Below are 25,840 nucleotides of genomic sequence, written 5' to 3'. Positions count from 1 at the left end.
GGTGTCCGAGGGGGATCCGGTGCCGGGAGGGGCGGCGGGCGCGTCCGGCGCCGCACAGGCCGGGGCGGGGGACGGTGGGCCCGGGGCCGCCGCGCCCGTACCGCAGGGGGACTACCGGGCCGCCGTCGTCGACGGCGGGCTCGCGCTCAGCGCCGGGATGACGCCGCGGGTGGCCGGCCGGCTGACCGTCACCGGGCTCGTCGGCGGCGACGTCGACCCCGCGGTCGCCCGGGACGCCGCCGGGCTCGCGGCGCGCAACGCGGTCGCGGCGGTCGTCGCCGCGCTGGACGGCGACGCGGGGCGGCTGCGGCGGCTGCTGCGGATGACGGTGTACGTGGCGTGCGTCGACGGGTTCACCGACCTGTCGGCCGTCGCGGACGGCGCCACCGCCGGGCTCCGCGAGGCCGCGCCCGCGGCGGGGCTGCCGGTGCGCTCGGCGATCGGGGTGCGGTCGCTGCCGTCGGGGGCGCCGGTGGAGGTCGAACTGACGGCGGCCGTACGCCCATGAAGAACGTCCGCGCGTGGCGCCGCGGCACGGCGACGCGAGAGCCCGCCGCACCGCCCGGGAAGACCGGCACCGCCGAAGCCGGATCCGCCCGCCGGCCGAGCCGGTGGGGGCTGCTGCCCGTCCTGACCGCCACCGTGACCACCACGATGGCCAACACCGTCGTCAACGTCCCGATGACGTCCATCCTCGCCGACCTCGACGCCCCCCTCAGCCGCGGCGTCCTCGTCGCCACCGCCTTCCCCGTGACCCTCGCCGCCCTCATGCCCGTCTCCGGCTGGCTCGGCGACCGGTTCGGCCACCGCCGCGTGCTGTGCTGGGCGATGACCGGCGTGCTCGTCGGCTCCGCCGGGGCCGCGCTGGCGCCGAGCCTGCCGGTGCTCGTGGCGTTCCGCATGCTCCAGGGCCTGGCCGCCGCGCCCGTACTGCCCGTGGTGATGGTGCTGGTGGTGCAGGTGCTCGGCGAGGAGCGGCGCGGGCGGGCGCTGTCGCTGTGGGCGGCGGCCAACGGCGCCGGGCAGGCACTCGGGCCGACGACCGGCGGGCTGCTCGCCGAGTTCCTCGGCTGGCGCGCGGTGTTCTGGCAGATCGTCCCGCTGTCCGCGCTCGTCGTCCTCGGCGGCCGGCTGCTGCTGCCCAGACCGCCGCCCGCCGCCGGGCAGCGGGCCCGTACCCGCCTGGACTGGCGCGGCGCGCTCACCGTCACCGGCGGCGCCGCCCTGCTGCTGGCCGCCACCTCGGCGGTGCCGTCGCAGGGCGTCGGCTCGCCCGCCGTCTGGGGCCTCGCGGGCGGCGGGGTGCTGTGCCTCGCGGCGTTCCTGTGGGTGGAGCGGGGCCGGCCGGGGGCGTTCCTGCGGCCCCGGCACCTGGTCGAAGTGCGGTATCTGCGCTCGTCGTTCGCCGCCGCCGCGCAGATGTACGCGCTGGGGGCCACGCTGCTCGCCGCGCCGGTGTACCTGGTCGAGACGCAGGGCATGGCGGAGGGCACCACGGGGCTGGTGGTGCTGGCGCTGCCGCTGGCGATGGCGTCGCTGGCGCCCGTCGCGGGGCGGGCGACCGAGCGGTTCGGCGGCCGGGCCGCGATGCGCGGCGGGCTGCTGACGCTGCTGGCCGGGCTCGGCGCGCTGGCCGCCGTCGCCGGGTGGCGCGGGGCGGCGCCGCCGCTGGTCGCGGCGCTGCTGGCGCTGGGCGCGGGGGTGGCGTTCGTGCAGACCCCGGCGGCGACCGGGGCGTCCCGGTCGCGGGCGGGGCGTACGGGCGCGGGGCTGGGGCTCTTCAACCTCGTACGGTTCGGCGCCACCGCCCTCGGCACCGCCTCCGTCGCTTTGCTGGGCACCGAACCGGAGCGCCTCGTCTGGGTCTTCGGCACCGGCGCGGTCCTGGCGGCGGCGGCCTTCGTCTTCTCCTTCGCGGGCAGGGACCCGCAGCCCGTCGCCGCGGCCGTGCCGGAGCCGCACCTTCCGGTACGTACCCGCTGAGTGGACCCGCGCGAAGCCGCCGACCGGCGAGGGGGACCCGGCGTCGCGGCAGCACACACCGTCCCGGCCCCGCACCGTTCGCCGCGGGTGCGGGCGACGGCGCGCCCGGCCCGCCGGCCCCACCCCGGGTACGGCCCGCGCGGCGGGCGCTACGCCGGGGGCGACAGCTCCGCCTGGAGCACCCGCAGCGAGTCGTTGAGCGTCTGGATGCGGTGCGCCAGCCACACCGTGAACTGGGTCTCCGCGGAACGCACGTCCATCTGGAGCGCCCGCGAGGCCCGTTCGAGCTTGTAGAGCATCGTGTTGCGGTGGAGCTGGAGCCGCCGCGCCGCCGCGTTGAGGTTCCCGGACTCGGCGATGTACGCGAGCACGACCTGCTCCAGGTTGCCCGTCTGGCCGTCCGCGCGGCGCAGCGGCTCCAGCACCTCGTGCGCGAACTCCCGCCCCTGCGGGCTCGCCGCCGCCTCCTCGACCGCCGCGAACACCCGCAGCTCCGCGTACCCGCACACCTCCGGCACCTGCACCCGGCCCGACAGCTCCAGCGTGATCCGCGCCTCCCGGAAGCTCGCCGCCACCCCCGCGGCGCCCGCCGCGGCCCGGCCGTACGCGATCTGCGCGGCGGCGTCCGCCCGGCCCGTCACCAGCCGGTGCAGCCACCGGCCGTACCGCTGCAGCGCCGACTTCTCGGCCTGCGCGTCGAACGGTGCCGTGGCGTCGGCCGCCGCGAACTCGGCGACGACGACCAGCAGCCGGCCCATCAGCGTCGCCATGGTGAACCCCCGGCCGTGCCCCGGCGCGGCTCCCGCCGCCCCCTGGCCCGCGCCGGCCGAGCCGCCGGCGGCTCCGCCGCCCGCCGCGTCCGCCGCCCCCGCGACGGCCCGCTGCACCGCCTGCGCCCGCGCCGCGGTCGCCGCCGGCATGGAGACGACGAAGACCGCGTGGCGCGCCTCCATGTCGAAGCGGTAGTGCCGCGAACGCGCCTCCAGCTCGTGTGCATCCGTGAACCGCCCGTGCACCAGCGTGTCCAGGAAGTCGTCCCGCGAGCGCTCCTCCGCCTCCGTGACCGACCGCTGCCGCAGGATCTCCGACGCCACCAGCGGCGCCCCCTGCTCCACGATCACCCGGTGCTGCGCGAGCGCGTGCGACTCCGGCGCGAGCACCGGCTCGACGACGGCCACCGTCCCGTACGGCTCCCCCGCCACGCCCACCGGCGCGCACACCACGTGCAGCCGCTCGCCCCACGGCGCGGCGACGTCGAGGTCGCGGGCCGCGACGTGGTGGTGCCCGGCGCGCAGCGCGTGCGGCCGGGCCGTGCCCGCCTTGGCGTGGACGGCGTCCGCCAGCTCCTGCCACTCGGCGTCCGAGGCCGCCCGGTCGCGCTCCGCGCGGGCCAGCAGCTCGCCGCCGCGGTCCAGGATCAGCACCGAGCCGCCGGACAGCGTCGCCATCGACCGCGCCAGCGCGGGCAGTCCTGAGCCGGAGGCGAAGACCTCGCCGAGGGTGCGGTGGACGCGGACGCTGTACTCCAGCACGTGCGCCGTGTCGGCGATCGACTTCACCGCCACCAGCCGCCCGACCCGGTGGTAGTCCGCCTCGGGCGCCAGCCGCACCAGCGGCAGCCCGGCGGTGTCGGCGGCGCGCATCAGGGGACCGAGATCCGGTTCCGTGCCCTGCTGGAGCCGGGCCAGCACGACGGCGGCGCCGCGGGCGGCGAGCCCGGCGAGCAGCCGGCGGGAGTCGGGGGCGGAGACGAGTTCGGCGGCGGGGGCGTAGACCGCGATGCCCGCGAGGTCCTCACCGGCGGCGGGCCGGCCGGCGCCGGGCGGCGGCGGCAGCTCGGCCAGCGGCAGGCACCAGGTCACCTCGCGGCGCAGCCCGGCCTTGCCGCCCAGCAGCCGCCCGCGCAACACGGGCTCGGCCAGCAGCGATTCCACCGTCATGTGCAGTTTGTGCGATGTGTCGTGTGCCATCTGCCTACATCCTCCTGCGGCGATGGTGCGGATTGTACGAAGCCGCGTCGGCCGGAAACGCCAAAGCTAGGGGCTGTCTTGAGGAACCACGACACGCTGCCCGGCCGATGAGGACGTGGAGGTCATCTTGTCGAGAAAAGCACTTGCGCACCAGAGTCCGGGCAAAACGACCTGGCCCGGAGCGGGGCGATGACGGCGCCCGGTCCGACCGCCGAACCGGCGGTGCTCCGCTCGACCGACCCCGCGGCGCCGGGCGAGACCGTCACCGAGGTCGCCGCGGCGACCCCGGCGCAGGCCGCCGGGTCGGTGCGTACCGCCCACCGGGCCTTCGAGGGCTGGGCCGCGGCGCCCGCGGGGCGGCGTGCGGAGGCGCTGCACGGCGCCGCCGCCGAACTCGCCGCGGACGCGGCGCCGCTGGCGGAGCTGATCTGCCGCGAAGAGGGCAAGACGCTCGGCGCCGCGCGCGGCGAAGTGGCCAAGACCGTCGAGCAGTTCCGGCTCGCGGCGCAGCTCGCGTACCTGGTGGAGGGGGCGACGTACCCCGGCGAGAGCCCTGGTGTCGCGGCGTGGACGCTGCGCGTGCCGCTCGGCGTCGTCGTGGCCGTCACGCCGTGGAACTTCCCGGTCTCGCTGGCCGCCCGGAAGATCGCCCCCGCGCTCGCCGCCGGGAACACCGTCGTCTTCAAGCCATCGCCGGTCACCCCGGGCGTCGGCGCCCGGCTGGCCGCGGCCTGCCATCGCGGCGGAGTGCCGGAGGACGTGCTGCGGGTCGTCCAGGGCGACGACCCGGCGGCGATGGCGGCGCTGGCGGGGGCGCCGGAGGTACGGGCCGTGACGTTCACCGGCTCCGACCGGGTCGGCGCGGCGCTGCGCGCCACGGTGGGGCCCGCCGCCCGGGTCCAGTTCGAGCTGGGCGGGCACAACGCCGCCCTGGTCTGCGCCGACGCCGACCTGCCGCGCGCGGCGGCGGAGGTTGCCGCCGGGGCCTTCGGGCTCACCGGCCAGGTGTGCACCGCGACGGACCGGGTGCTGGTGGAGCGACCGGTGGCGGCGGAGTTCACCGCGCTGCTGGCGGAGCGGGCCGCGAAGCTGACCGCCGGGCGCGGCGACGACCCGGGCGCCGACATCGGCCCCGCCGCCACCGCCGCGCAGCGCACCCGCCTCACCGGGCTGCTCGACTCGGCCGTCGCCGCGGGCGCCGTCGTCGCGGGGCGCGGATCGCTGGCGCCGGGGGCGGATCCGGCGGGGCACTGGGTGCTGCCGGCGGTGCTGACCGGCGTACCGGCGGACCATCCGGTGAACACGGGCGAGCTGTTCGGGCCGCTGCTGTCGGTGGTGCCGGTGGAGGGCCCGGAGCAGGCGCTCGCCGAGATCAACGCGGACCCGCACCGCCTGGTCACCGCGATCCACACCCGCGACCTCGGCACCGCGCACCGCTTCCTGCGGGCGGCGCGCTGCGGGGTGGTCAAGGTCAACGAACGCACGACGGGCAACGGCGTCGCGCCGCCGTTCGGGGGCTGGGGCGCGTCCAGCTCCGGGGCGTTCCCCGAAGGGGGGCGGACGGCACTGGAGTTCGTGACGGACACGAAGACGGTCTACTGCGCGTACTGAGGAAGGAACCCCATGCACAGGATCCACCGACTGACCCTCGAAGACGCCCTGGTCATGCTGGAGGCCGCCGAGGCCGAGGCGGCCAGGATCGGCGTCAGGCAGACCATCTGCATCGCCGACGACGGCGCCCACCCCATCGCCCTGCACCGCATGACGGGCGCGCGGCTGACGGGCGTGGAGATCGCCATCGCGAAGGCGTTCACGGCGGCCGGCCACCAGCGCGCCACGCACCTGTTCAACGAGGAGCCGAAGGGCCCGGCGCTGCCGGGGAACGAGGCGTTCGGCATCCAGCACATGCACCCGGGCCGCTTCGCGGCGTTCGTCGGCGGGTTCCCGATCGTGTACGAGGGCGAGGTCGTCGGCGCCGTGGGCGTGAGCGGCGGCAACGGCGACCAGGACAAGGCGGTCGGCGCCGCGGCGCTGGCGGCGTTCGAGCGGAAGGTGGCGACGGGGGCCGCGTGACGACGACTGAGACGGAGCCCCGCCGGACGGTCGCGCCCCCGGGGCGCGGAGGGACCTTCCGAACCGACACGGCCCTGATCCTCCTCACCGTCACGGCGGGGATCACGGACGCGATCTCGTTCCTGGGCCTGGGCGGGGTGTTCACGGCGAACATGACGGGCAACCTGGTGCTCGTCGGCATGGCGGCCACGTCGGACGAGTCGTGGCAGGAGGTGCTGCGGGGCGACGTGCTGCGCTGCACCGCCTCGTTCGCGGGCTTCGCCCTCGGCATGCTCGCGGGCTTCCGCCTGCTCCGCACCCGCCTGCTGCGCACCCGCCCGGCCGGCTCCGCCCGGGTCCTCGCCGTCGGCCTCGCCCTGCACGTCCTCTTCCTCGCCGGCTGGGGGGCGGCGGACGCCGCCCCCGGCACGGCCGCCGGCGCCGGCCTGATCGCCGCGTCGGCGACGGCGATGGGCGTCCAGACGGCGGCGGCGCGGGGCCTGGACCGGGCGGGCATCACGACGACGTTCGTCACGGGCACGCTGACGTCGCTGATCTCCGGCCTGGCCCAGGGCGACCGCAAGCACGCCGGCCTGCGCACGGCGATCCTGGCGGCACTGCTGGCGGGGGGCCTGGTCGGCGGTCTGCTGCTGGCGTACGCCCCGAGGACGGCGGCGGTGCCGCTGCTGGTGGCGACGGCGGGGGCGATGCTGCTCCTCAGCGCCCGGAGGACCGAACCAGGTACTTGAGATGGGCGACCCCGTCCCCCTCGACGGCCCGGACCTGCTCCAGCCGTACGTCCGTATCCCCGAGGTCGTCGAGGAGGCGGGAGCCGCCGCCGAGGAGGATGGGGACGACGTGCAGTTCGAGCACGTCGAGGAGGCCGGCGGCCAGGTACTGCCCCACGATCTGCCCGCCGCCCCAGACCATCACGTCCTTGCCGCCGGCGGCCTCCTTCGCCTGCGCGAGCGCGGACTCGATGCCGCCGGTGACGAAGTGGAAGGTGGTGCCGCCCTCCATCTCGACGGCCGCGCGCGGGTGGTGGGTGACGACGAAGACCGGGTAGTGGTACGGCGGGTTGTCGCCCCACCAGCCGTTCCACGGCTCGTCCTCCGCCCACGGACCCCGGCCCACGGGACCGAACATGCCGCGGCCCATGACGGCCGCGCCGATGTTGTCGGTGGACTCCTCGAACACGGAGGTACTGGCGCTGACCGCACCGCCCTCCAGGTCATGCAGCTCACGCCAGGCGGCCAGCGGAATCGCCCAGTCGTGCAGCCCCTCGCCGCCGACACCGAGCGGCTCCTCCTCGCTCTGCCGGGGGCCGGCGACGTAGCCGTCGAGGGAGATCGAGATATGGCATCTGACCTTGCTCATGGTGCTCCTCGGGGAGTCGGGTCGACTGATGCGGAGAGCATGGCCGGACCGGAGTAATGACGTCCAATGCCAAAACACCGACGATCGCATCAATATCCTTGATATGTGCTGAACCTCGTCCACCTGAAGGTGCTCGCAGCGGTGGCGCGCCACGGCAGATGCCGCGCCGGGGGGACGCGGACGTGGCCCTGGTCTTCCGCTACGCACACGCCCCGCTGGAGGACGACGGCTTCCGCCTGACCCACGTGACGGACGACCCGATCCACCTGGTCAGCCGTCACCCGGACGACACCGTGGCCGACCACCGCGGTTCACCGTGGATCGGCGGCTGCGCACACTGCCGGAGCGCACTGACGGCGGTCTGCACCCGCCACGGCTTCACGCCGCGGATCCCCGCGAAGACCACCCGGGATGCGTGCCACCGCGCAGCAACGGCCTCAAGCGTGGTCTCGACGCCGCTATCGCCGGCAATCTGCTTCCGTTCAGGTCCAGTTCGGCAGATCGGTGCCCCACCGGGTAGGTGCGCGGTTCCAGTTCGCGGGTGCGCCGTCGTAGTGGACCGGGGGCAGAGCATGACGCAGCAGGCCGTAGGGCGATTCGGTCTCGGTGAGCCAGGGTTCGGGGTCGTGGAGGGCGGCTTCGCCCCGGGCGGGGGCGGAGCGGATGCCATGCAGCAGCCAGGACGCCGTGCCCGCCAGGGAGAGCCGAAGATGCCGCCCGCCGCCGGTGGCCTGGCGGTCGCTCAGCGCACGCAGGACGGCGGCGGCGAGCAGGTACCCGGTTCCGTGGTCCAGCGCCTGCGCGCGGGCAGTACGCCGGGGCGGCCGTCGGCCGCCGCCTCGATCGCGGCGATACCGGTACCGGCTTGGACCAGGCTGTCGAAGCCGCGGCGCTCGGCCCAGGGGCCGGACCAGCCCCAGGCGCACAGTTGCGCGACGATCAGGCCGGGGTGCCGGGCCTGGAGCGCGTCGGGAGCCAGTCCGTGCCGGTCCAGGGCACCGGGGCGGTAGCCGGTCACCACGACATCGGCCCGGCTGAGAAGACCCTCGAAGACGCGCCGGTCGCCAGAGCCGGCGAGGTCGAGCAGCGTGGAGCGCTTTCCCATGCCGGTGTCAGCGTGGGCGTCTTCGTCCTCCGCGAGCTGCGGGGCGTCCACGCGCAACACGTCGGCGCCCAGCAACGCCAGTGTGCGGGTGCCGACGGGGCCGGCGATGACGCGGGTGAGGTCAAGCACCCGCACTCCCTGGGCCGGCACGGACGCGGGCGCCAGCAGCCGGGGGCCGCCCCGGCCCACGTGCCGCGTCTCGACCAGAGCGGGTCCGGCCGGAGCGGGTGCGGTGGCCACGGCCACGGCCAGCCCGCCTCCCGCGTAGACGGTCTCCTGGACCTCCCGAGCCGGACGCGATGCCAGTTCCTTCGCGAGCACATCCACCAACACCTGGTCCTGCCCCGTGTCCGCGATGCCCAGGGCACGGAGCAGACGGGCACGGTGGTGCGGGTAGTTGGCATGGGTACGCACCCAGCCGTCGGCTGCCTGCCAGAACCCGGACAGCGGAGCGAACGACGTCGGCGCCCGGCCGTCGATCCGCAGGTGGCGTTCGCTGACGAACGCGGTGGCCACCGCCGCCTCGTTCACCCGCACCGCCGGCACCGGCACGCGGTTGCGCAGGGCCAGCAGTTCCGCCGCCGCCAGCGAAGACACCCCCACGCAGGCCCGCGCCAGTTCCCTCACGGGCAAACGCGACGGCAGGACAGTGCCGGCCCCCTCAAAGCACACCCTCTCGACCAGTTGGCCCCGGCCCCCCAGAGCCGCCCAGGCGTGTGCGGCGGCCGGATCCTCGGTGTACGTCATCCGCACATTGTGCGTCGCAACCCAGGATGACGCGCCCCAGCGGGCCGTTGCGGCTTTGCCCTCACCGTGGCGGCCCTCCACGCCCTCTCGTTCTTCTCTCGTTCCCTCTCTTGTTCGGGTTTCCACCCGCTGCTAGTTTGAACGATCAAATCTTGGGGGTTCCATCACATGAAACGGCAGCTTGCGTAATATGAACGATCAAATCGAGGCCTACCTGCGGCGCTTCCACGAGCCCGCCGGCTACCTCGACTTCGCCCGCTTCGGGCCCGTGTCCGCCGACGTCCGCGACGTCCTCGCCCGCGCCGCCCACTCCTCCATGCTGCGGCCCTACGAAGCCCTAGCCGAGTTCGAGGCCGAGGAAGCCGCCGCCTCCCGGGGAGCCGCCGAACTGCTGGACGCCTCCCCCGGGGAGGTCACCCTGCTCAGTTCCACCTCCCACGGGATGTTCGCCGCCGCCCACGCCCTCCGCGGGTCCGGTGACGTGCTCGTTTCCCGGGGGGACTTCCCCGCCGTCGTCTATCCCTGGCTCCGCGTCGCCGAGCGGCACGCCGGGCTCCGCGTGCGCATGGTCGACGGGCCGCTGACCGCCGACACCGTCCGGCCGCATCTCGACGACCGGCTCCTCGCCGTCTCCGTCTGCGCCGTCGACGCCGCCACCGGGTTCCGCACCCCCCTCGCCGAGATCAAGGACCTCATCGGTCCCCGCCGCGTCCTCGTCGTCGACGCCGTGCAGGCCCTCGGCGTCGTCGAGTTCGCCGTCGACGCCGCCGACGTCCTCGCCTCCGGGGGGCAGAAGTGGCTGCGTTCCGGGTGGGGTGCCGCCCTGTTCCTCGTACGGGACCGGGTGGCCGATCTGCTCCGGCCCGGGCTCGGCGGGTGGTCCGGGGTGCAGGATCCCCTCGGGGCGTCCGCCCACCCCCATCCCGCCCTGCCCGGCGCCGCCGCGCACAAGTTCACCAACCCCGACGGCCCCGCCGTCACCGCGCTGCGCACCGGCCTCGACCTCGTACGAGCCGTCGGCGTCAAGCAGATCGCCGGGCTCGCCGCCGAGTCGCTCGGCCACCTCCTCGACGCCGCCCTCGCCGAGGGCGCCGAGGTGGCGAGCGGCAGCCATCCCCGTAGCGGCGGCCATGCCCGCCCCCGTAACGGCAGCGCCCCCCGTGGCCGTAGCGCCCCCGCCGCCGCCATCGGGCGGCTCCGCCTCCCCGGGGTCGACCCCGCCCTCCTCCACCGCACCCTCCTCGACGCCGGCCTCGTCACGACCCTGCGCGGCGACTGGATCCGGCTCTCCCCCCACGCCACCACCCACCCCGACACCTCCGCCCTGCTCGCCTCCGCCCTCCGGGCGGCGGGCTCCCGGCGGAGTTGACCCGACCCTCGCCCCATCTGTGCGCCAAGGAGTCAGACATGTCAGGCATATCCCGTCGCCATCTGTTCCGCGTTTCCGGTGCCGGCCTCCTCACCCTCGCCTCCGGCTCCGCGCTCGGCGCGTGTACCGGTTCCGGCTCCCCCTCCGCCGCCGGCGGTGACGCCGACACCGGCAAGGTCACCGTCTGGTCCTGGACGACCGCCGCCGAGGCGCTCCGCGGCGTCGTCCCCGCCTTCGAGAAGGACAACCCCGGCATCACCGTCGACGTACGGGACGTCGGCAACCCCGCGATCTGGGACAAGATCACCGTCGGCATGGCCTCCGGCGGCCAGGGGCTCGCGGACGTGCTGCACATCGGCTGCGACTACTTCCCCGGCTACGTCGAGAAGTTCCCCGGCGGCCTCGCCGACCTGTCCGCCCTCGGCGCCGACGCGCACAAGGACCGGTTCGCGAAGGGCCTGTGGCCGACCGTCCTGGACGAGGACGGCAAGGCCCGCGCGATGCCGTGGGAGGTGAACCCGCTCGGCTTCTTCTACCGCAAGGACATGTTCGACAAGGCAGGGCTCGACCCGACGGCCTTCGCGACCTGGGACGACGTCATCGACGCCGCCGAGGACTTCACGTCGGCCAACCCCGGCGCGTACCTCATCGGGCTCAACAAGCCCGCCTCCCCCGGCCCCGACTGCGACTTCCTCCAGTCGCTCATGCAGCTCCAGGGCGCCTTCTACTTCGACCTCGACGGGAACATCACCCTCGCCTCCGACGAGGCCGTACGGGCCCTCACGATCGTCAAGCGCCTCGATGACGCCGGCCTGATCGGCGACTCCTCCGGCGAACAGGGCTGGTCCAAGCTCGTCTCGGCGGACAAGGTCGCCGTCTCCCCGCTCGCCGCGTGGGCGGCGCACTACATGGAGGACCAGTTCCCCGACCAGTCCGGCAAGTGGCGGCTCACCCGGCCCCCGGCCGTCACCGACGGCGGCAAGCGGTCCGCGATCGTCAACTCCACCTACCTCACCGTCGCCGGCTCCAGCCCGCGCCAGAAGGCGGCCTGGAAGTTCGTCGAGTACGCGCTCACCAGGCCCCGCTCGATGAACGACATGTTCGACTCCGGCGGCGTCTTCCCCGCCCTGTCCGCCGCGTACGACGACCCGATGTACGCCGAGGAGCGCCCGTACTACGGCGGCCAGGCCGTGCTGCGGACGTTCACCGAGCTCCTCGACGACGGCGCCGACGCCACGTACTACTCCGGCGACTACGCCCGCGCCCTCAAGCTCGCCAGCGACGCGCAGGTCAAGGTGCTCGTCAAGGGCGGCGACCCGCAGGCCGTGCTCCAGGACGCCGCGGAGCAACTGGCCCAGCAGACCCGGCGCTCGCTCGCATGAGCACCGCCGCCCTGGCCCGGCGGTCCCCGGCGAAACCGCGGCGCCTCACCATGCGGCGCGCCATGCCGTACCTCCTGCTGGCGCCCGCGCTGACCACCTTCGCCGTGTTCAAGGCGTACCCCATCCTCGCCTCGCTGCGGCTGTCGTTCACCACCGGCTCCGGCGCCGACACCCGCAACGCCGGGTTCGACAACTACCGCCGCCTCCTCGACGACCCGCTGTTCTGGACGGCGCTGAAGAACACCGGCCTGATCCTGGCCGTCCAGGTGCCGGTCATGCTCGGCCTGGCCCTGCTCCTCGCCCTCGGCCTCAACTCGGCGTTCGTGCGCTGGCGCGCCGTGTGGCGGCTCGGGGTGTTCATGCCGGCGGTCACCGGGCTGGTCGCCACCGGCGTGATGTTCGCGTACCTCCTCAACCGCGAGCAGGGCGCCCTCAACTGGGTGCTCGGCGGCGTGGGCCTGCCCAAGGTCGACTGGCTCGGCAGCCCCTTCTGGGCCCGGATGGCCGTCGTCCTCGTCATGACCTGGCACTACACCGGCTACAACGCCGTGATCTACCTCGCGGGCCTCCAGGGCATCCCCAAGGAGCTGTACGAGGCGGCCATGGTCGACGGCGCCGGCCCCGTGCGCCGGTTCTGGTCCGTCACCGTCCCGGCGCTGCGCCCGATCCTGCTGTTCACCGTGGTGCTGTCCACCATCGGGACGCTCCAGCTCTTCGACGAGCCGTACGTCCTGACCCGCGGCGGGCCGGACAACGCCACCCTCACCGTCTCGATGTACCTGTACGAGAACGGGTTCCACTACTTCGACTTCGGCTACGCCTCGGCGATCGCGTACGCGCTCACGCTGATCGTCGTCGTCTTCGGCGCCGTCCAGATGAAGCTGATGGGAGAACGCGAATGACCAGGGTGCTGCGGCTGCGCGGCCTGCCGCTGACGCTGCTGCTGGCCGCGCTCACCGGCCTGTCGGTGGCCCCCTTCTACTGGCTGATCGTCTCGGCCACCCAGGAGAACTCGGACATCTTCGCCTGGCCGCCGAAGCTCGTGCCCGGCGGCCACCTCGGCGAGAACCTGGCCACCCTCCAGGACAAGGTGGGCCTGGTCCGGGTGCTCGGCAACTCGCTGGCCATCGCGGGACTGCAGACGCTCGGGGCGCTGGTCATCGCGCTGCTCGCCGGGTACGCGTTCGCCAAGTTCCGCTTCCGCGGCCGTACGGTCCTCTTCGCCCTGCTGCTGTCCACGCTGGTCGTGCCCGAGCAGGTGATGCTGGTGCCGCTGTTCCAGATGATGATGGACTTCCGGCTGCTGGACAGCTACCAGGCGATCGTGCTGCCCGGCCTCTGCGTGCCGTTCGCGATCTTCCTGATGCGCCAGGCCCTCAGCGGGCTGCCGGACGAACTCCTCGACGCCGCCCGCGTGGACGGCGCCGGCGAGCTGCGGGTGCTGTGGAGCGTCGTCATCCCCGTGATGCGGCCGGTGCTCGCCGCCCTGTCCGTGTTCCTCTTCCTCGGCTCGTGGAACCAGTTCGTGTGGCCGCTGATCGCGCTGCGCAACCCCGACATGCAGACCCTGCCGGTGGCGCTGGCGACGCTGCACGGCATGAAGACCAGCACCGACTACGGAGCCATCCTCGCCGGCACGGCGGTGTCCGCCCTGCCGATGATGGTGCTGTTCCTGGTCCTCCAACGGCAGTTCATCTCCGGCCTGCTGGCCGGGGCGACGAAGGGTTAGAGGAAAGAAGGCATGGAAGAGATCTGGGAACCGCACGCCCCGGCGGCCGCCTCCGGCCGGCCGCGGAAGCTCTCCGCCGGCGGCCTCGACCTGCTGGTCACCGGCGAGGTGACGCGCAGCGCGGCGGCGGACGGCATCGTCGAGATCACGGTCTCGGGCCCCGGCGACGTCCGCGTCGAGTGGCGCGTGCCGTGCGTCGACGCGACCGCGTTCTGGACCCCCGACACCCGCGGCCACACCTGGCTGCCCACCGCCTGGGCCGCGCCCCGGCAGGTGTCCCTGGCGCGCGGCGCGCCCGTCGCCGCCCTGGTCGGCACGGGCGACGCAGGGCTGTGCGTCTTCGCCGCGGACCGCACGGAGGTGCTGGCCGGGGCCGGGGTCGTCGAGGAGAGCGGGGAGTTCCGCTGCTGGATGCAGGCGGCCGGGCATGTGACCGTACGCGTCGACACCTCCGGCCGGCACTTCGCGAGCTGCCTCGCCGGCGTCGCGGACTGGTGGCTCGGCGACCGTACGGTCAGCGTCCCGGCCGCGGCGCGCCGGCCCGCGTACTCGACCTGGTACGCGATGCACCAGGACGTCAGCCCCGCCGCCGTCGAGGCGCAGGCCGCGCTCGGCAAGGAACTCGGCCTGGACACGGTCATCGTGGACGACGGCTGGATGACCGCGGACCGCACCCGCGGCTACGGCCACTGCGGCGACTGGGAGCCGGTCTCCCTGCCGGACACGGCCGCGCACGTGCGGCGGGTCAACGAGCTGGGTGTGGCGTATCTCCTCTGGTACGCCCTGCCGTTCGTGGGGCGGGAGAGTTCGGTGTGGGAGAAGTTCCAGGACTACGCGCTGACCCGCGTCGACCACCTGCACGCCATCGTCGTCGACCCGCGCTATCCGGTCGTGCGGGAGCATCTCGCCGACCGCCTCGCGCGCGCCGTCGAGGAGTGGGGCATGGACGGGCTGAAGATCGACTTCGTGGACTGGTTCGTGGCCCCCGAGCCGCCCGCGCCCGGCCCGGAGGCCGACTGCGCGACGGTCTCCGAGGGCGTGGAGCGGCTGCTCGGCCGGATCCACGAGCGCATCACGGCCGCGGACCCGGAGGCGATGGTCGAGCACCGCCAGCCGTACGTCAGCCCGGGGCTGTGGCCGTACGCCAGCATGGTGCGCGCGACCGACTGCCCGCTGTCCACCGTCGAGAACCGGCAGCGCACGGTCGACGTGCGGCTGGTCGCCGGGCCCGTGGCGGTCCACTCGGACATGCTGATGTGGCACCCGGCGGAGCCGGCGGAGCGGGTCGCGTGCCAGCTCATCGACGTGCTGTTCGCCGTCCCGCAGATATCGGTGGACCTGGCGGCGCAGACGCCGGGGCAGCGGGAGGCGCTGGCGTTCTGGCTCGGCGTCTTCCGCGACCGCGCCGACGTCCTCCAGCTGGGCGCGCTGCGCCCGTCCAGGCCCGACCTCGGCTACCCGATGGTCACCGCGGACGGCGGCGCGACGGTGGTGGTCGCGCGGTACGCGCCGCTGCCGGTCGCGGTGGACGGCGGGCAGTGGCGCGAGCTGCTGGTCGCCAACGGTGACGCCGATCCGGAGGTGCGGCTCACCGGCGGCGAGGGCACGGCGGAGGCGGAGGTCAGGGATGCGCGCGGGCGGCTGGTGCGGCAGGGCAGGATCGACCTGGAGGCCGGCGACGTGCCGGGCGGGTCGACGGTCGCGGTGCCGCGCGGCGGGCTGCTGACGCTGACCAGGACCGGGGCCCCGGCGGCGGCTCCGGCCGCGGCCCTCGCGGCGACGGCCCGTACCGCGGACGCTGCGGCGGTCCGGACGGCCGCGGCGGGCTGACGCCCGTTGCGTACCGTACGCCCCGGCGGCACCGGCCGCCGGGCGCCGGCCGCCCGTACCGTACGACCAGTCCGAACCGTACGACCAGTCCGTACCGCACCGCCCCCACCGGCGGCCCCGCCCGGGCCACCGCGAGACACGGAGAACAGATGACGCAGGGAAAACGCCGGCCGCGCCGCGCCGGAGCCACCATCGAGGAGGTGGCGCGCGCAGCCGGCGTTTCCCGGCAGACCGTGTCCAACGCGCTCAACGCCCCCCAGCGAGTCCGCCGCGACACCCTCGCGCGCGTCATGGAGGCGATCGAGCGGCTCGGCTACCAGCCGGACCAGTCGGCCCGGTCGCTGCGCACCGGCTCGCGGCGCACGATCGGGTATCTCGCCCCCGTCGACGACCCGTTCGACCCCAACCCGCTGATGGGCGGCTTCCTGGAGGCGCTGGTCGACGCCGCGGGCGCGGAGGGCCAGCGGGTGCTGCTGTTCCGCCCGGCGCACGGTGCGACCGACCCGCGGCCGGCGATCGACGAGCTGATCGCCGCCCGCCAGGTGGACGGCTTCGTGCTCTCCGACGTGCTCAGCGGCGACGTGCGGGTGGAGCATGTCGCCCGCGCGGGCGTGCCGTTCGTGGCGTTCGGCCGGACGGCGCCCGACACCCCGCAGCACTGGGTCGACCTCGACAACACCGGCGCGATGGCCGACGTCGTCGCGCTGCTGGCGGAGCGCGGGCACCGCCGCGTCGCCTTCCTCGGCTCCCCCGCGGACCTGCCGTGGATGGCCGACCGCCGCGAGGGCTTCCGCCGCGGCGTGGCGGCGCACGGCCTGGACGCGTCCCAGGCGCTCGAACTGACCGCCGCCCGCGACGACGCCGCCGAGACCGTCGCCGCCGTACGCGCCCTGCTGCACGGCGGCGACCGGCCCACGGCGATCGCCGCCGCCGGCGACATGCTGGCGCTCACGGCGTACGAGGCCATAAGGGCGGAGCAGCTGGCCGTGGGCCGGGACGTCGCGGTCGTCGGCTTCCACGACAGCCCGATCTGCCGGCTGCTGCACCCGCCGCTCACCTCCGTGCGGCTGCCGCTGCGCCGGATCGCGGCCGAGCTGGTACGCCGCCTGCTGGCCCAGGTCCGCGGCGAGGCGGTGCCGGGCCGCGGGCTGCTGGTGCCGGCGGAACCGGTCGTCCGCGCCAGCACGGGCTGAGCCGTGCGCCCCCGGAGAGCGCCCGCGGACGGGGCCGGTGCCCCGCCCGCGGGTCGCGGACGGGGCACCGGCTCTTCGCGGGGTCTACCGCGCGGCGGCGGTGCCGCAGTCGCCGGCCGAGCACTTGCTCAGCCAGTCGGCGAAGTCGGCGTCGTAGCGGTTGCCGATGGTGCTGGTCAGCAGCGTGCGCGCGGCTTCCCAGTCACCGGTGCGGTAGTGGCCCAGCAGCGTGGCGACGTCATCCGGGTGGGACTGGATGAGGTAGCGGACGGCCAGGTAACCCCACTGGTAGGTGCGGGTGGTGTTGGTGTTCTCGTAGGTGGTGTCGAAGAGCGTGCTGAGGGCGTAGGTGTTGTTGCCCGCCTCCTCGATCGCCTTCTCGTTGGGCAGGTCGCGGTACGAGTAGTTGATGTACTCGGCGAAGCCCTCGACCCACATGACGGTCGGGGTCTTCATGTTCTCCTCGAAGTCGCCGTACATGTTGAAGCGGCCGTCGAGGTAGTGCGTGTATTCGTGGTTGAGGTTCCAGATCTCGAAGTCGTCGGCCCATTCGGCGCGGTAGGCGATGAAGCGCGGCAGATTGCCTTCCTTCGCCGGGTCGCCCTCCAGGTACATGCCGCCGTTGTTGGTGTCGATGCCGAAGATGACGCCGGCGTAGGTCTGGTAGTCGAGGCTGGAGTCGAAGGCGACGACCTCCAGCTTGGTGTTGTTGTCGTCCGCGACGGGGCCGTTGTCCTTGGCCACGCCGTGGAAGAACTCGTCCTGCCCGAGCATGCTCGTGCAGGCCAGTTCGAGCTGCTCGTCCGTCAGCTTCTGCGCCGCGATCTCCAGCGTGTCGGCACACGTGTGCTTGACCGGCAGCACCGCCTCACGTACGCGCTTCTGCAGGTCGCACGTGCCGAAGAAATCGCAGTTCTCCTTGTCGTACGCGTCGGTCATCTCGGCGACGCCGACCCACAGCGCCGCGGTGGCGGTGTCGTCGAGGGAGGTGGCGTCGAGGAGTTCCTTGGCCAGCGGGCGGACCGCCTCACGGAGCTGCTCGTGCTGGAGGAACCGGCCCAGCTCGCGGCCGGCGTTGGTGGTCAGGAACTGCTTGTCGGTGCCGATCAGGTCCTTGTGCTCGGTGGCGAAGTCGCGCAGGAGGGTGAGCAGGCTCTGGTCGGCGGCCACGGCGTCGATGAACTCCGGCACCCAGTTGCCGCGGAAGATCACGGTGTAGGTGCTGTTGACCGCGTTGACCATCCAGTAGAACTCGTCGTAGGAGGAGTCGTAGCCGGTCAGCAGCTTCTTGACGACCTCCAGGTAGCGGGCGTTCTCCATGGCGCTGTCGATCAGGATGACCGACTCGGAGAGCGTCTGGCCGTTGGCCTCCGTCACGTCGTACGCGCGGGACGAGTTGAAGAAGGCGTCCAGGCCGCCCTGGATGGCGGTCTTCAGCGCCGGGCCGTACTCGCCGACGCCGTCGGGGTCGCCGTACTGCACGTAGTAGCCGGCGCGCAGGTACAGGACGACCTGGGTGATCGACGAGCTGTTGTCGCCCTGGTAGGAGGAGGCGAGGTCGCGGTAGGCGTCGGCCACCGTGACCATCTGCGACTCCTGGAAGAGCGCACGCGCGTCACCGCCGGTGACGGTGAACAGCGTGTTGACGCACGCCGTCTCCGACGCCTTGATCTGGTCGACCAGCGCGGCGCCGGTCTTGGAGGTGAAGTCGCTGACGTTGCACTCCGCCGCATCGGGACCGGCCGCCGCGGTACGGGCCAGCTTGCGCGCGGTGGCGTCGGTGTTGGCTTCCTGGGGCGGGAGGAGGGTGGCGTCCGCCTTCAGCTCGGCCGTCGTCGCGGGATCGCCGGGCGCGAGGCTGGCGGCGACCGCGTCGGGGGTGGCCTGCTTGGGTGCGGGGAGCGACTTCGGCGCGGGCGCCCCGCCCGGCGCGGCGGTGGCTTTCGCGGCGGGGGCGACCAGTGCGTACCCCGCCCCCAGACACATGACCAGGGCGACTACCAGAAGGTAGAACCCCGTTCTCGAAATGGGGGGTTTGGCTATCAAGTGAGCCTCCGAGTTCGTGAGTTCCGCGTACCCGGCGCCGTCGTCTTGCGGACGGGCCGCTGCGACAGCCGGAGTTGACGTGGAGGGCCTGGCTGTCATGCACACGGGATGTTGTGCCATGTAAAATTACACACGTCACATGGCAAGCCAAGGTCCCCGTCACCGCGGGCACTTGCACTTTTGCCGGGTGGACATCCCGCCCGCATAACGGATTCGCATCGTCGCGGGACGAGCCGCCCGCGACCCGCTCTCTCCCCGACAAGCGTTCTTTCGCCCTCTCCTCCCTCATGGAATGACCGCCATGTCAGAAAGCCCGACCGCCTTTCCGGCGCCCGGCGCCGCCGCCGGCGACGCCGACCTCACCGCCCTGATACGCGAGGCGCTCCCCGGCACCGCCGACGCGGCGCTCGACGAGCTGTACCGGCGGCACCGCGCCGCCGTGCTGGCGTACGCGCGCAGTTGCACGCGGGACCCGCACACCGCGGAGGACCTGACGTCGGAGGCGTTCGCCGGTGCGCTGCGCGCGGTGCGCGGTGGCAGCGGACCCGACGGACCGTGGCGGCCGTACCTGCTGACGAGCGTGCGGCGGACCGCGGCCGCGTGGTCCCGTACCGCCCGGCGCACCGAGCTGTCCCCCGACTTCGAGGGCTGGCTGACGCGGGCGCCGACCGTGGAGAGCAGCGAGGAGGGGACGCTGCGGCGCGAGGACGCGAACCTGGTGCTGCGCGCGTTCCGCAGCCTGCCGGAGCGGTGGCAGACGGCGCTGTGGCACTCGGCGGTCGAGGGCGAGTCGCCGGATCGCATCGCGCCGCTGCTGGGCCTGACGACCAGCGGCGTCGCGTCGCTCACGGCGCGGGCGCGGGAGGGGCTGCGTGAGGCGTACCTCGCGGAGCGCGCGGGGGACGCCGGGGCGCCGGCGGAGTGCCGGCACTACACGGGGCTGCTGGCCGCGTCGGTACGGCGCGGTGGCCGGCGGCGGCGCGCGCAGCGGGGGCTGGAGCACCACCTGGCGGTGTGCCGGCGCTGCCGGCGGACGAACGCGGAGCTGCGGGAGCTGAACAGCTCGCTGAGCGCGGCGCTGCCGGCGAGCCTGCTGCTGTGGGCGGGTACGGCGTACGGGCCGCGGCCGGCGGGGAGTTCGGGGGCGGGGGATGCGGGCGCGTCGGCCGCCTCGGGCACGCCGGGCGTCTCGGGCACCCCGGCCGTCTCCGACGCCGCCGGTGCGCCGGGCGCTTCGGTCGCCTCCGGCGCCGCGGACCCCGCGGCGGCGGGCGCCTCCGGCGGCACGGGTTCCGGTACCGCGTCCGGTACCGCGTCCGGCGGCTCCGCCTCCGGTGCCGCGGGGGGCGCGGGCGGTGCCGTCACCACGGTCGGCTCCGCCGCCGCCGGCGGCGCGGCCGGCGCCGGGGCGGCCGGCGCCACCGCGGCCACCGGGCTGGCCGCCGCCGCCAAGGCCGCCGCCGTCGGCGCCGCGGTCCTGGTCATCGTCGTCACCGGGTACACCACCCTGCCCGGTGGCGGCGATCCCCCGCCCCCGCCGCCCGCCCCCACCGCGACGACCACCGGCCCCAGCCCCACCGCGGAGCGCAGCAAGTCCGGGGCCGGGGACGAGGACGAGGACCCGGACGACCCCCCGCCCACCGCCTCCGCCGACCGCACCGACGGGCTGAACGCCGGCAAGGACGAGGACCGCGACGGGGACGGCGACCCGGACCGCGGGCCCACCGCCTCCGGCAAGCCGCCCGCCGGCAACGACGACGACGCCGGCCCCCCGCCCGACTGGTCCCCGCCCGCCGACGACCGCACCATGCTGCCGGTCGCCTCCACCGGGCGGTGCATGGACATCGGCTCCGCCGCGGGCGCCCAGCCGTACGAGGCGGACTGCGACGGCGGCCGCAGCCAGCAGTGGGAGCTGCTCGTCTCCCTGCCGCCGGTGCAGGAGGTCCGTATCCGCAACTACGCGACAGGCATGTGCCTGACCCACTCCGGCAGCGACGCCGACGGCGCCCCCGTCAGCCAGCAGGAGGGCGCCTGCGCGTCCGACGCCGCCACCGCCCACTGGAAGTACTTCACCGAGGAGGACAACAAGGTCGCCTTCACCCAGCGCGACTCCTCCGGGCAGTTCCTCGGGCTGAACGACTGGCAGGCCGCCGCCGAGGGGCAGCCGCACTCCCCGGACATCGGCACGACGGCGAACTACGAGGCGACCGCCTCGCTCCGCTTCCGCTACCAGGGGCCCGCCTTCGGCTACTGACGAACTGCCGCCGAAACTTTGGTAAAGCAAGGGTAAAATCGCGGGACGGCCGGGCCCGTACGCGCTCTTCCCCTACAGAACCGATCACCGAGTCCGTACGGGAGAGGCATGAGCAGCGTTGCTCGGCTCGACGTCGCGAACACCGACTGGGCCCCTGGGTACGAGCGCCGTGAACGGTGGCGGCGGCGGCCGGTGCTGACGGCGATACAGCGGCAGGCGGGCCTGAGTTGCACGGCCCTCGCCATCCAGGACATGCCGCCGCGCGGCGTGGGGCCGCGCGTGGTGGACCACCATGTCGCGCTGGTCCTGCTGGCGGGCTCCGGCTGGTTCTCCTGGGGCGGGCGGGAGCGGATCTGCGTCGGCGGGCCGACGCTGCTGTGGCTGCTGCCCGGCGTCCCGCACTGCTACGGGCCGGGGAAGCCCGGCTGGACGGTGGCCTATGCCGGCTTCACCGGCCCCGCCGTCGCCGCCTGCGCCCAGCGCGGCCTCATCCCCGCCCCGGACGAGGCCGTCGTCCCCCTCGCCACGGGCGCCCCCGCGCGCCGTACGATCCGCAAGCTCGCCACCGTCTGCAACGAGACCGAGCCCACCTACGACGCCACCTCCGCCGCCGGACTCCACGAACTCCTCGCCGTCCTGCGCCGCTCCCGCGCCACCCCGCAGGCCCAGGCCCCGACCGTCGTCGAGGAACTCGCCCACGCCGCCCACCTGCCGGTCTCCGTGACCGAACACGCCCGCAGGATGTCGCTGCCGCTAGCAGAGCTGCGCGAGGAGGTCCAGTACACGGCGGGGTGCAGCCCGAAGGACTTCGTCCTCGGCACCCGCCTGAACACGGCCAAGGACCTGCTCGCCACCACGGACCTCAAGGTGGCGTCCATCGCCCGCCGCATCGGCTACGCCGACCCGGGGCACTTCACCCGGCTCTTCACGCGCCGCGTGGGACTCCCGCCGGGCGCCTTCCGGACCAGGCACGCGCTCCACCGCGGCACCGGGAGAGACGGCGCCGCGTGAAGGGAAATCTAAAAGCGCTGTTATATTAGCGCTGTGACATCTACGGACCCGACCAAGCTGCCCGACCCCTGGCAGGCCCTGCACACGTTGCTGGCCTCCCTCGACGCCGAGATCGAGCGGGTCTACACGGACCGCGGCATCGAGGGCGTCCGCCCGCGGTTCGCGTACCCGCTCATCCGCCTCGCCCACACCGGGCCCCTGACCATCCGCGAGCTGGCCGAGTCCCTGCACCGCTCGCACTCCGCGGTCAGCCAGACCATCGCGGCCATGCGCAAGGCGGACCTGGTCACCTCGGAGCCGGGGCCCGACGCCCGTACGCGCCGGATCGACCTGACCGAACGCGGCCGGTCGCTCGTGCCGTTCCTGGAAGCGGAGTGGCGCGCGACCCACGCGGCGGTCAGCGAGCTGAACGACGCGCTGCCGTACGCGATGACCGCGGTGGTGCGGGACGTCGAAGCGGCGCTCGCGGACCGGTCGATGCGCGAGCGCATCGAGGACCGCCTCACCGAGCCTCACCGATGAGCGGGCGCGTCCGCTTCCTCGACACCCGCCCGCTGCGCAGCAGTCCGCCGTACCGCGCCCTGTGGATCGGCACGTCGGCCGCCCAACTCGGCGCCCAGGTCACCCTCGTGGCCGTACTCGCCCAGGTCTGGGACCTGACCGGCAGCCCCGTCGGCACCGGCGCCATCGGCCTGGCCACCGGCCTGCCGATGGTGGTGTTCGGCCTCCTCGGCGGCACCCTGGCGGACACGGTGGACCGCCGCGCGCTCGTACGGGCCACGACGGCGGGCCAGTTGCTGGCCGCGGGCGGGCTGTGCGCCCAGGCGCTGGCGGACAACAGGAACGTCGTCCTCCTGCTCGCCCTGGTCGCCGTCGCCACGGCCTGCGCCGCCCTCGGCGCCCCCGCCCGGCGCACCTTCCCGGTCCGCCTGCTGCCGCCCGACCAGGTGGCGGCGGGGCTGGCACTGAACAACGTCTCCTTCCAGTTCGCGATGCTCGCCGGCCCGGCGGCGGCGGGCCTGATCATCGCCCGCTGGGGCCTCCCGGCCGCGTACGCCACCCAGGCCGCGGCGATCGCCGTCGCGGTGGCCGCGGTCCTCCGCCTCCCCGCGATGCGCCCCGAAGGCGTACGGGCCGAAGGCGGCAGGCGCCGGGCGGAACGCGGCGGCTGGCGCATCGTCCTGCGCCGCCACACCCTGTGGGGCTCGCTGGCCACCGACCTGTCCGCGACCCTCCTCGCGATGCCGATCGCCCTCTTCCCCCTCGTCAACGAGGTCCGCTTCGACGGCAACCCGCAGACCCTCGGCCTGTTCCTGTCGGCCGTCGCGGTCGGCGGCATCACGGCGGGACTGCTCTCCGGCACGGTCACCCGCTGGCGCCGCGGCGGCCTGGTCCAGTTGACCGCCGCCGCCGTCTGGGGCCTGGCCCTCGCCTGCTTCGGCCTCGCCGGCCCCCTCTGGCTGGCCCTCGTCTGCCTCGCCGCGGCGGGTGCCGCCGACACGATCTCGGTCGTCACCCGCAGCGCCCTGGTCCAGCTGGAAACCCCGGACGCCTACCGGGGCCGGGTCTCGTCGGTGGAACACGTCATCGGGGTGGCGGGCCCGGAACTCGGCAACTTCCGCGGCGGCCTGGTCGCTTCCGCCACCTCGGCCACCTTCTCGCTGGTGACGGGCGGCCTGGCGGCCCTGACGGCCATAGCGGCGATAGCCGCCGCCAACGCCCCGCTACGCGCGTACCGCACCCCGTCCGAAGACCGAAACCCCCCGGCACAGACCACTACGGCCCCCTCCGGCACCCCGTAAGCACCCCGCCGGGACGCTACGGCTAGCGCCCCGGCAGCGAACTCGTCGCGTCGCACGCCCCGCCTCTCGGCACCCCTCCGCCGGCCGGAAAGCCCCTGCCGGAAACGCCCATGCCTCAAGCGGCCGGCGGGTCTCTCCGCTCCGGACGCACCGCCGCAGGTCAACGTCTCGGCACGGCGTTCCTCACCTACCGAGCCGCCGGTGGCGTACCCGTTACTTCCCAGCAATTCCCTCGGTGACCGACATGCGGAGGGCTACGCTCCCTCGCAACATCCGCACCCAGCGGGCCCTTTGCGGGTCAATGTGGCGGAGTGCGCAGGCCGCGGAGGGTACGGGGGCACGGACCCGCGCCGGTGATCCCGTCCGGCAGGTGCCCAGGGGATGACGGCTCCGCGGCCGTCAGTGCCACCGCGCGTGCCTGGCGAGCCGAAGGAGAGATCTGTGCCCGAAAGACGATTAGTACGCGCACGTGCAGGGGGTACAGCCGCGCTGGCAGCGGCGTTCCTGTTCATGGTGACGGCAGTGGCCTGGGGGGCGGCCACCGACAACATGTGGCCGACGGCCAACCAGGGTGGCATCTGCCGTGACGATCCCGACGGCGGTGACGGAGTCCTCTCCTGCCAGACGGACAACGAGGCGCTGTACTACTACATGGACAGCTCAGGGACATACGAACTGGAGTCTCCGGACCGGACGACCGTGAGCAACATGCTGCGGGACGAGTACGCGCCCACCGACCTGGCGCGTCACTACGACTCGAATCCGCAGTTCAGCGGGACCAGCGAGACCGACATCATCTACCAGGAGGGATCCACCAACCTCCCCTCCAGCTCGGACGGCGTCACCTGGTGCAACGACGCAGCCGACAACCGCCGTTGCGACCAGCAGTACATACGGATCCGCGGCAACGGCAACTACACCCCCGGCCTGTCCTGCCACGAAACCGGCCACGCGGTCGGGCTGACCCACGGCAGACAGGCCAGCCCGCTGCTGTCCAACGACGACTCCCGCCTCGGGTGTCTGCGGACCCCCACGCGGTTCGACGCCGTACTGAAGGCCAACAACCGGGAGAACATCAATGCCACCTATTGAGCCCTCCCGCCTTGGCCGCACCCGGCGCAGAAGCCGCCTCACCGTTCTCGGCGCGGCGACGGCCGCGGCCGTCGCCTTGACCGCGGGCCTGCTGGCCAACGCCCGTCAGTCGCCGGCGGATTCCCCGGATGTCCTCCTCGGCCACGGCGCCGACCACCTGCCGAGCAGCACGGCTTCCGACTGGGTGACCTACGCCGACCACGTGGTGGCCGTCACCGCCGCAGAAGAGAGCGAGATCGCGCCCACCGCGGTGGAGCTGGAGCGCGGGGAAGGCACGATCGGCCGCACCGTCACTCTGACCGTCGACAAGGTGTTGTGGTCCCGGCCCGACGCGCCCCGGCCGGCTCCGGACGTCTGGGAGTACAGCGCCACGGGATGGCAGTTCCTCGACGGGGACACCGGAAACCGCACGAAGATGGCGCTGGTCGACCAGCCCCGGGTCGAGACAGGCCACCGGTACGTCATGGCGATCACCTGGGAGGAGGCCAGGTGCTCTCCGGGGGATGTTCCCGAACCCGCACAGTGGCGCGGGCTCGGAGAAGGCTCGGAGGTGCCGTTCGACAACGGCATCCTGGGCCGGGGCGAACTGGAGGGACACGTCCGGTCGGCCGCACGGCACCGCAGCGCGGCACATGCGGCTGACGAGGGCGCCACGCTGGAACACCAGTTGGCCGGCCGCGGTGAGGGCGCGCTCGTCGAGGCGCTGAACGCCGCCACGCCACGCACACCGGAGGTGTCCGGCTTCGTACCGCGGAGCGAAGGCTGTGCCTGACACGTGCGGCGCCACGCCGTCTCCCACTGCCGGAGACGGACAAGCCACCGGTTCTTCCCGGATCAAAGCACCCTCCGGCAACCGGCGGCGGCCGCCGCGTGCGACTGAACGTTTGCGGGTGCTGCT

Annotated in this window: 20 protein-coding genes and 1 pseudogene; 17 read left to right on the top strand and 4 right to left on the bottom strand. The window is 74.0% G+C overall.

Translation table 11 applies throughout. From position 1 onward, the window contains the following. Position 1 precedes the first annotated feature (1 nt). Both LG396_RS02855 and LG396_RS02850 read left to right on the top strand, forming a co-directional pair. The gene (locus LG396_RS02855) at positions 2-508 is read left to right on the top strand and encodes a RidA family protein (protein ID WP_225793429.1); all 507 of its coding nucleotides are present in this window, start codon (positions 2-4) and stop codon (positions 506-508) included. Beyond that, the gene (locus tag LG396_RS02850; protein ID WP_225793428.1) at positions 505-1,983 is read left to right on the top strand and encodes an MFS transporter; all 1,479 of its coding nucleotides are present in this window, start codon (positions 505-507) and stop codon (positions 1,981-1,983) included. The genes LG396_RS02855 and LG396_RS02850 overlap by 4 nt, the downstream gene beginning before the upstream one ends. 149 nt (positions 1,984-2,132) lie before the next feature. Here the strand turns inward: LG396_RS02850 and LG396_RS02845 are convergent, their stop codons facing one another. Further along, positions 2,133-3,953, bottom strand: a complete 1,821-nt coding sequence (locus LG396_RS02845) for a PucR family transcriptional regulator (RefSeq protein WP_225793427.1) — start codon at positions 3,951-3,953, stop codon at positions 2,133-2,135. Positions 3,954-4,142: 189 nt separating this feature from the next. On the opposite strand from LG396_RS02845, the gene LG396_RS02840 reads away from it, so the two are divergent. The 3 genes from LG396_RS02840 to LG396_RS02830 are packed head-to-tail and all read left to right on the top strand — an operon-like array spanning position 4,143 to position 6,754. Then, the gene (locus LG396_RS02840) at positions 4,143-5,564 is read left to right on the top strand and encodes an aldehyde dehydrogenase family protein (RefSeq protein ID WP_225793426.1); all 1,422 of its coding nucleotides are present in this window, start codon (positions 4,143-4,145) and stop codon (positions 5,562-5,564) included. Between the two features lie 12 nt (positions 5,565-5,576). After that, positions 5,577-6,026, top strand: coding sequence for a GlcG/HbpS family heme-binding protein (locus LG396_RS02835; protein ID WP_018835927.1), 450 nt, complete (start codon positions 5,577-5,579; stop codon positions 6,024-6,026). Beyond that, on the top strand, positions 6,023-6,754 hold the full coding sequence (locus tag LG396_RS02830; RefSeq protein WP_225793425.1) for a YoaK family protein: 732 nt from the start codon (positions 6,023-6,025) through the stop codon (positions 6,752-6,754). Before LG396_RS02835 ends, LG396_RS02830 begins: the two co-directional genes overlap by 4 nt. Here the strand turns inward: LG396_RS02830 and LG396_RS02825 are convergent. Next, a complete protein-coding gene (locus LG396_RS02825; protein ID WP_225793424.1) occupies positions 6,723-7,382 on the bottom strand; it encodes a dihydrofolate reductase family protein in 660 nt (219 codons plus the stop codon). The genes LG396_RS02830 and LG396_RS02825 overlap by 32 nt on opposite strands. Before the next feature lie 482 nt (positions 7,383-7,864). Next, positions 7,865-8,616, bottom strand: a pseudogene (locus LG396_RS39900) (CoA transferase). Between the two features lie 808 nt (positions 8,617-9,424). Here LG396_RS39900 and LG396_RS02815 point away from each other — a divergent pair. The 6 genes from LG396_RS02815 (at position 9,425) to LG396_RS02790 (ending at position 16,737) form a co-directional block, all read left to right on the top strand. Then, complete coding sequence (locus LG396_RS02815) at positions 9,425-10,603, top strand: aminotransferase class V-fold PLP-dependent enzyme (protein ID WP_225793423.1); 1,179 nt, start codon at positions 9,425-9,427, stop codon at positions 10,601-10,603. 38 nt (positions 10,604-10,641) lie between these two features. After that, entirely contained in the window at positions 10,642-11,985 is a 1,344-nt protein-coding gene (locus tag LG396_RS02810) for an ABC transporter substrate-binding protein (RefSeq protein ID WP_225793422.1), read from the top strand. Then, positions 11,982-12,887 carry a carbohydrate ABC transporter permease gene (locus LG396_RS02805; RefSeq protein WP_018835920.1) on the top strand — a complete coding sequence of 302 codons (906 nt, stop codon included), beginning with the start codon at positions 11,982-11,984 and terminating at the stop codon, positions 12,885-12,887. Before LG396_RS02810 ends, LG396_RS02805 begins: the two co-directional genes overlap by 4 nt. Then, on the top strand, positions 12,884-13,714 hold the full coding sequence (locus LG396_RS02800) for a carbohydrate ABC transporter permease (protein WP_018835919.1): 831 nt from the start codon (positions 12,884-12,886) through the stop codon (positions 13,712-13,714). The genes LG396_RS02805 and LG396_RS02800 overlap by 4 nt, the downstream gene beginning before the upstream one ends. A gap of 12 nt (positions 13,715-13,726) precedes the next feature. Next, the gene (locus LG396_RS02795) at positions 13,727-15,544 is read left to right on the top strand and encodes a glycoside hydrolase family 36 protein (protein WP_225793421.1); all 1,818 of its coding nucleotides are present in this window, start codon (positions 13,727-13,729) and stop codon (positions 15,542-15,544) included. 149 nt (positions 15,545-15,693) lie between these two features. Then, on the top strand, positions 15,694-16,737 hold the full coding sequence (locus tag LG396_RS02790) for a LacI family DNA-binding transcriptional regulator (protein ID WP_225793420.1): 1,044 nt from the start codon (positions 15,694-15,696) through the stop codon (positions 16,735-16,737). Between the two features lie 84 nt (positions 16,738-16,821). On the opposite strand, the gene LG396_RS02785 is transcribed toward LG396_RS02790, so the two are convergent. Further along, complete coding sequence (locus tag LG396_RS02785; protein WP_225793419.1) at positions 16,822-18,723, bottom strand: collagenase; 1,902 nt, start codon at positions 18,721-18,723, stop codon at positions 16,822-16,824. 361 nt (positions 18,724-19,084) lie between these two features. On the opposite strand from LG396_RS02785, the gene LG396_RS39090 reads away from it, so the two are divergent. The 6 genes from LG396_RS39090 to LG396_RS02745 all read left to right on the top strand — a co-directional run bounded on the left by LG396_RS39090 (position 19,085) and on the right by LG396_RS02745 (position 25,714). Beyond that, on the top strand, positions 19,085-21,037 hold the full coding sequence (locus tag LG396_RS39090) for a sigma-70 family RNA polymerase sigma factor (RefSeq protein ID WP_263978567.1): 1,953 nt from the start codon (positions 19,085-19,087) through the stop codon (positions 21,035-21,037). A gap of 108 nt (positions 21,038-21,145) precedes the next feature. Then, positions 21,146-22,048, top strand: coding sequence for a helix-turn-helix transcriptional regulator (locus LG396_RS02765; RefSeq protein WP_225793417.1), 903 nt, complete (start codon positions 21,146-21,148; stop codon positions 22,046-22,048). A 33-nt stretch (positions 22,049-22,081) separates the two neighbouring features. Next, positions 22,082-22,570 carry a MarR family winged helix-turn-helix transcriptional regulator gene (locus tag LG396_RS02760; protein ID WP_225793416.1) on the top strand — a complete coding sequence of 163 codons (489 nt, stop codon included), beginning with the start codon at positions 22,082-22,084 and terminating at the stop codon, positions 22,568-22,570. After that, the gene (locus LG396_RS02755) at positions 22,567-23,850 is read left to right on the top strand and encodes an MFS transporter (protein WP_225793415.1); all 1,284 of its coding nucleotides are present in this window, start codon (positions 22,567-22,569) and stop codon (positions 23,848-23,850) included. The genes LG396_RS02760 and LG396_RS02755 overlap by 4 nt, the downstream gene beginning before the upstream one ends. Positions 23,851-24,360: 510 nt before the next feature. Next, a complete protein-coding gene (locus LG396_RS02750) occupies positions 24,361-24,942 on the top strand; it encodes a hypothetical protein (protein ID WP_225793414.1) in 582 nt (193 codons plus the stop codon). Further along, positions 24,929-25,714, top strand: a complete 786-nt coding sequence (locus LG396_RS02745; protein ID WP_018850846.1) for a hypothetical protein — start codon at positions 24,929-24,931, stop codon at positions 25,712-25,714. Before LG396_RS02750 ends, LG396_RS02745 begins: the two co-directional genes overlap by 14 nt. Positions 25,715-25,840: the final 126 nt, after the last annotated feature.

This window comes from Streptomyces aculeolatus, assembly GCF_020400605.1.
GTDB classification, from domain to species: domain Bacteria; phylum Actinomycetota; class Actinomycetes; order Streptomycetales; family Streptomycetaceae; genus Streptomyces; species Streptomyces aculeolatus.
Note: the sequence above shows the minus strand (reverse complement) of the source record. Positions and strands in the feature narration are given on the sequence as shown.

What these genes read in the sequence shown, in the direction of transcription:
- LG396_RS02850 (WP_225793428.1), top strand. Translation starts at nt 505, where the DNA reads ATGAAGAACGTCCGCGCGTGGCGCCGCGGCACGGCGACGCGAGAGCCC.
- LG396_RS02845 (WP_225793427.1), bottom strand. Translation starts at nt 3,953, where the DNA reads ATGGCACACGACACATCGCACAAACTGCACATGACGGTGGAATCGCTG.
- LG396_RS02840 (WP_225793426.1), top strand. Translation starts at nt 4,143, where the DNA reads ATGACGGCGCCCGGTCCGACCGCCGAACCGGCGGTGCTCCGCTCGACC.
- LG396_RS02835 (WP_018835927.1), top strand. Translation starts at nt 5,577, where the DNA reads ATGCACAGGATCCACCGACTGACCCTCGAAGACGCCCTGGTCATGCTG.
- LG396_RS02825 (WP_225793424.1), bottom strand. Translation starts at nt 7,382, where the DNA reads ATGAGCAAGGTCAGATGCCATATCTCGATCTCCCTCGACGGCTACGTC.
- LG396_RS02815 (WP_225793423.1), top strand. Translation starts at nt 9,425, where the DNA reads ATGAACGATCAAATCGAGGCCTACCTGCGGCGCTTCCACGAGCCCGCC.
- LG396_RS02810 (WP_225793422.1), top strand. Translation starts at nt 10,642, where the DNA reads ATGTCAGGCATATCCCGTCGCCATCTGTTCCGCGTTTCCGGTGCCGGC.
- LG396_RS02805 (WP_018835920.1), top strand. Translation starts at nt 11,982, where the DNA reads ATGAGCACCGCCGCCCTGGCCCGGCGGTCCCCGGCGAAACCGCGGCGC.
- LG396_RS02800 (WP_018835919.1), top strand. Translation starts at nt 12,884, where the DNA reads ATGACCAGGGTGCTGCGGCTGCGCGGCCTGCCGCTGACGCTGCTGCTG.
- LG396_RS02795 (WP_225793421.1), top strand. Translation starts at nt 13,727, where the DNA reads ATGGAAGAGATCTGGGAACCGCACGCCCCGGCGGCCGCCTCCGGCCGG.
- LG396_RS02790 (WP_225793420.1), top strand. Translation starts at nt 15,694, where the DNA reads ATGACGCAGGGAAAACGCCGGCCGCGCCGCGCCGGAGCCACCATCGAG.
- LG396_RS02785 (WP_225793419.1), bottom strand. Translation starts at nt 18,723, where the DNA reads ATGTGTCTGGGGGCGGGGTACGCACTGGTCGCCCCCGCCGCGAAAGCC.
- LG396_RS39090 (WP_263978567.1), top strand. Translation starts at nt 19,085, where the DNA reads ATGTCAGAAAGCCCGACCGCCTTTCCGGCGCCCGGCGCCGCCGCCGGC.
- LG396_RS02765 (WP_225793417.1), top strand. Translation starts at nt 21,146, where the DNA reads ATGAGCAGCGTTGCTCGGCTCGACGTCGCGAACACCGACTGGGCCCCT.
- LG396_RS02755 (WP_225793415.1), top strand. Translation starts at nt 22,567, where the DNA reads ATGAGCGGGCGCGTCCGCTTCCTCGACACCCGCCCGCTGCGCAGCAGT.
- LG396_RS02750 (WP_225793414.1), top strand. Translation starts at nt 24,361, where the DNA reads ATGGTGACGGCAGTGGCCTGGGGGGCGGCCACCGACAACATGTGGCCG.
- LG396_RS02745 (WP_018850846.1), top strand. Translation starts at nt 24,929, where the DNA reads ATGCCACCTATTGAGCCCTCCCGCCTTGGCCGCACCCGGCGCAGAAGC.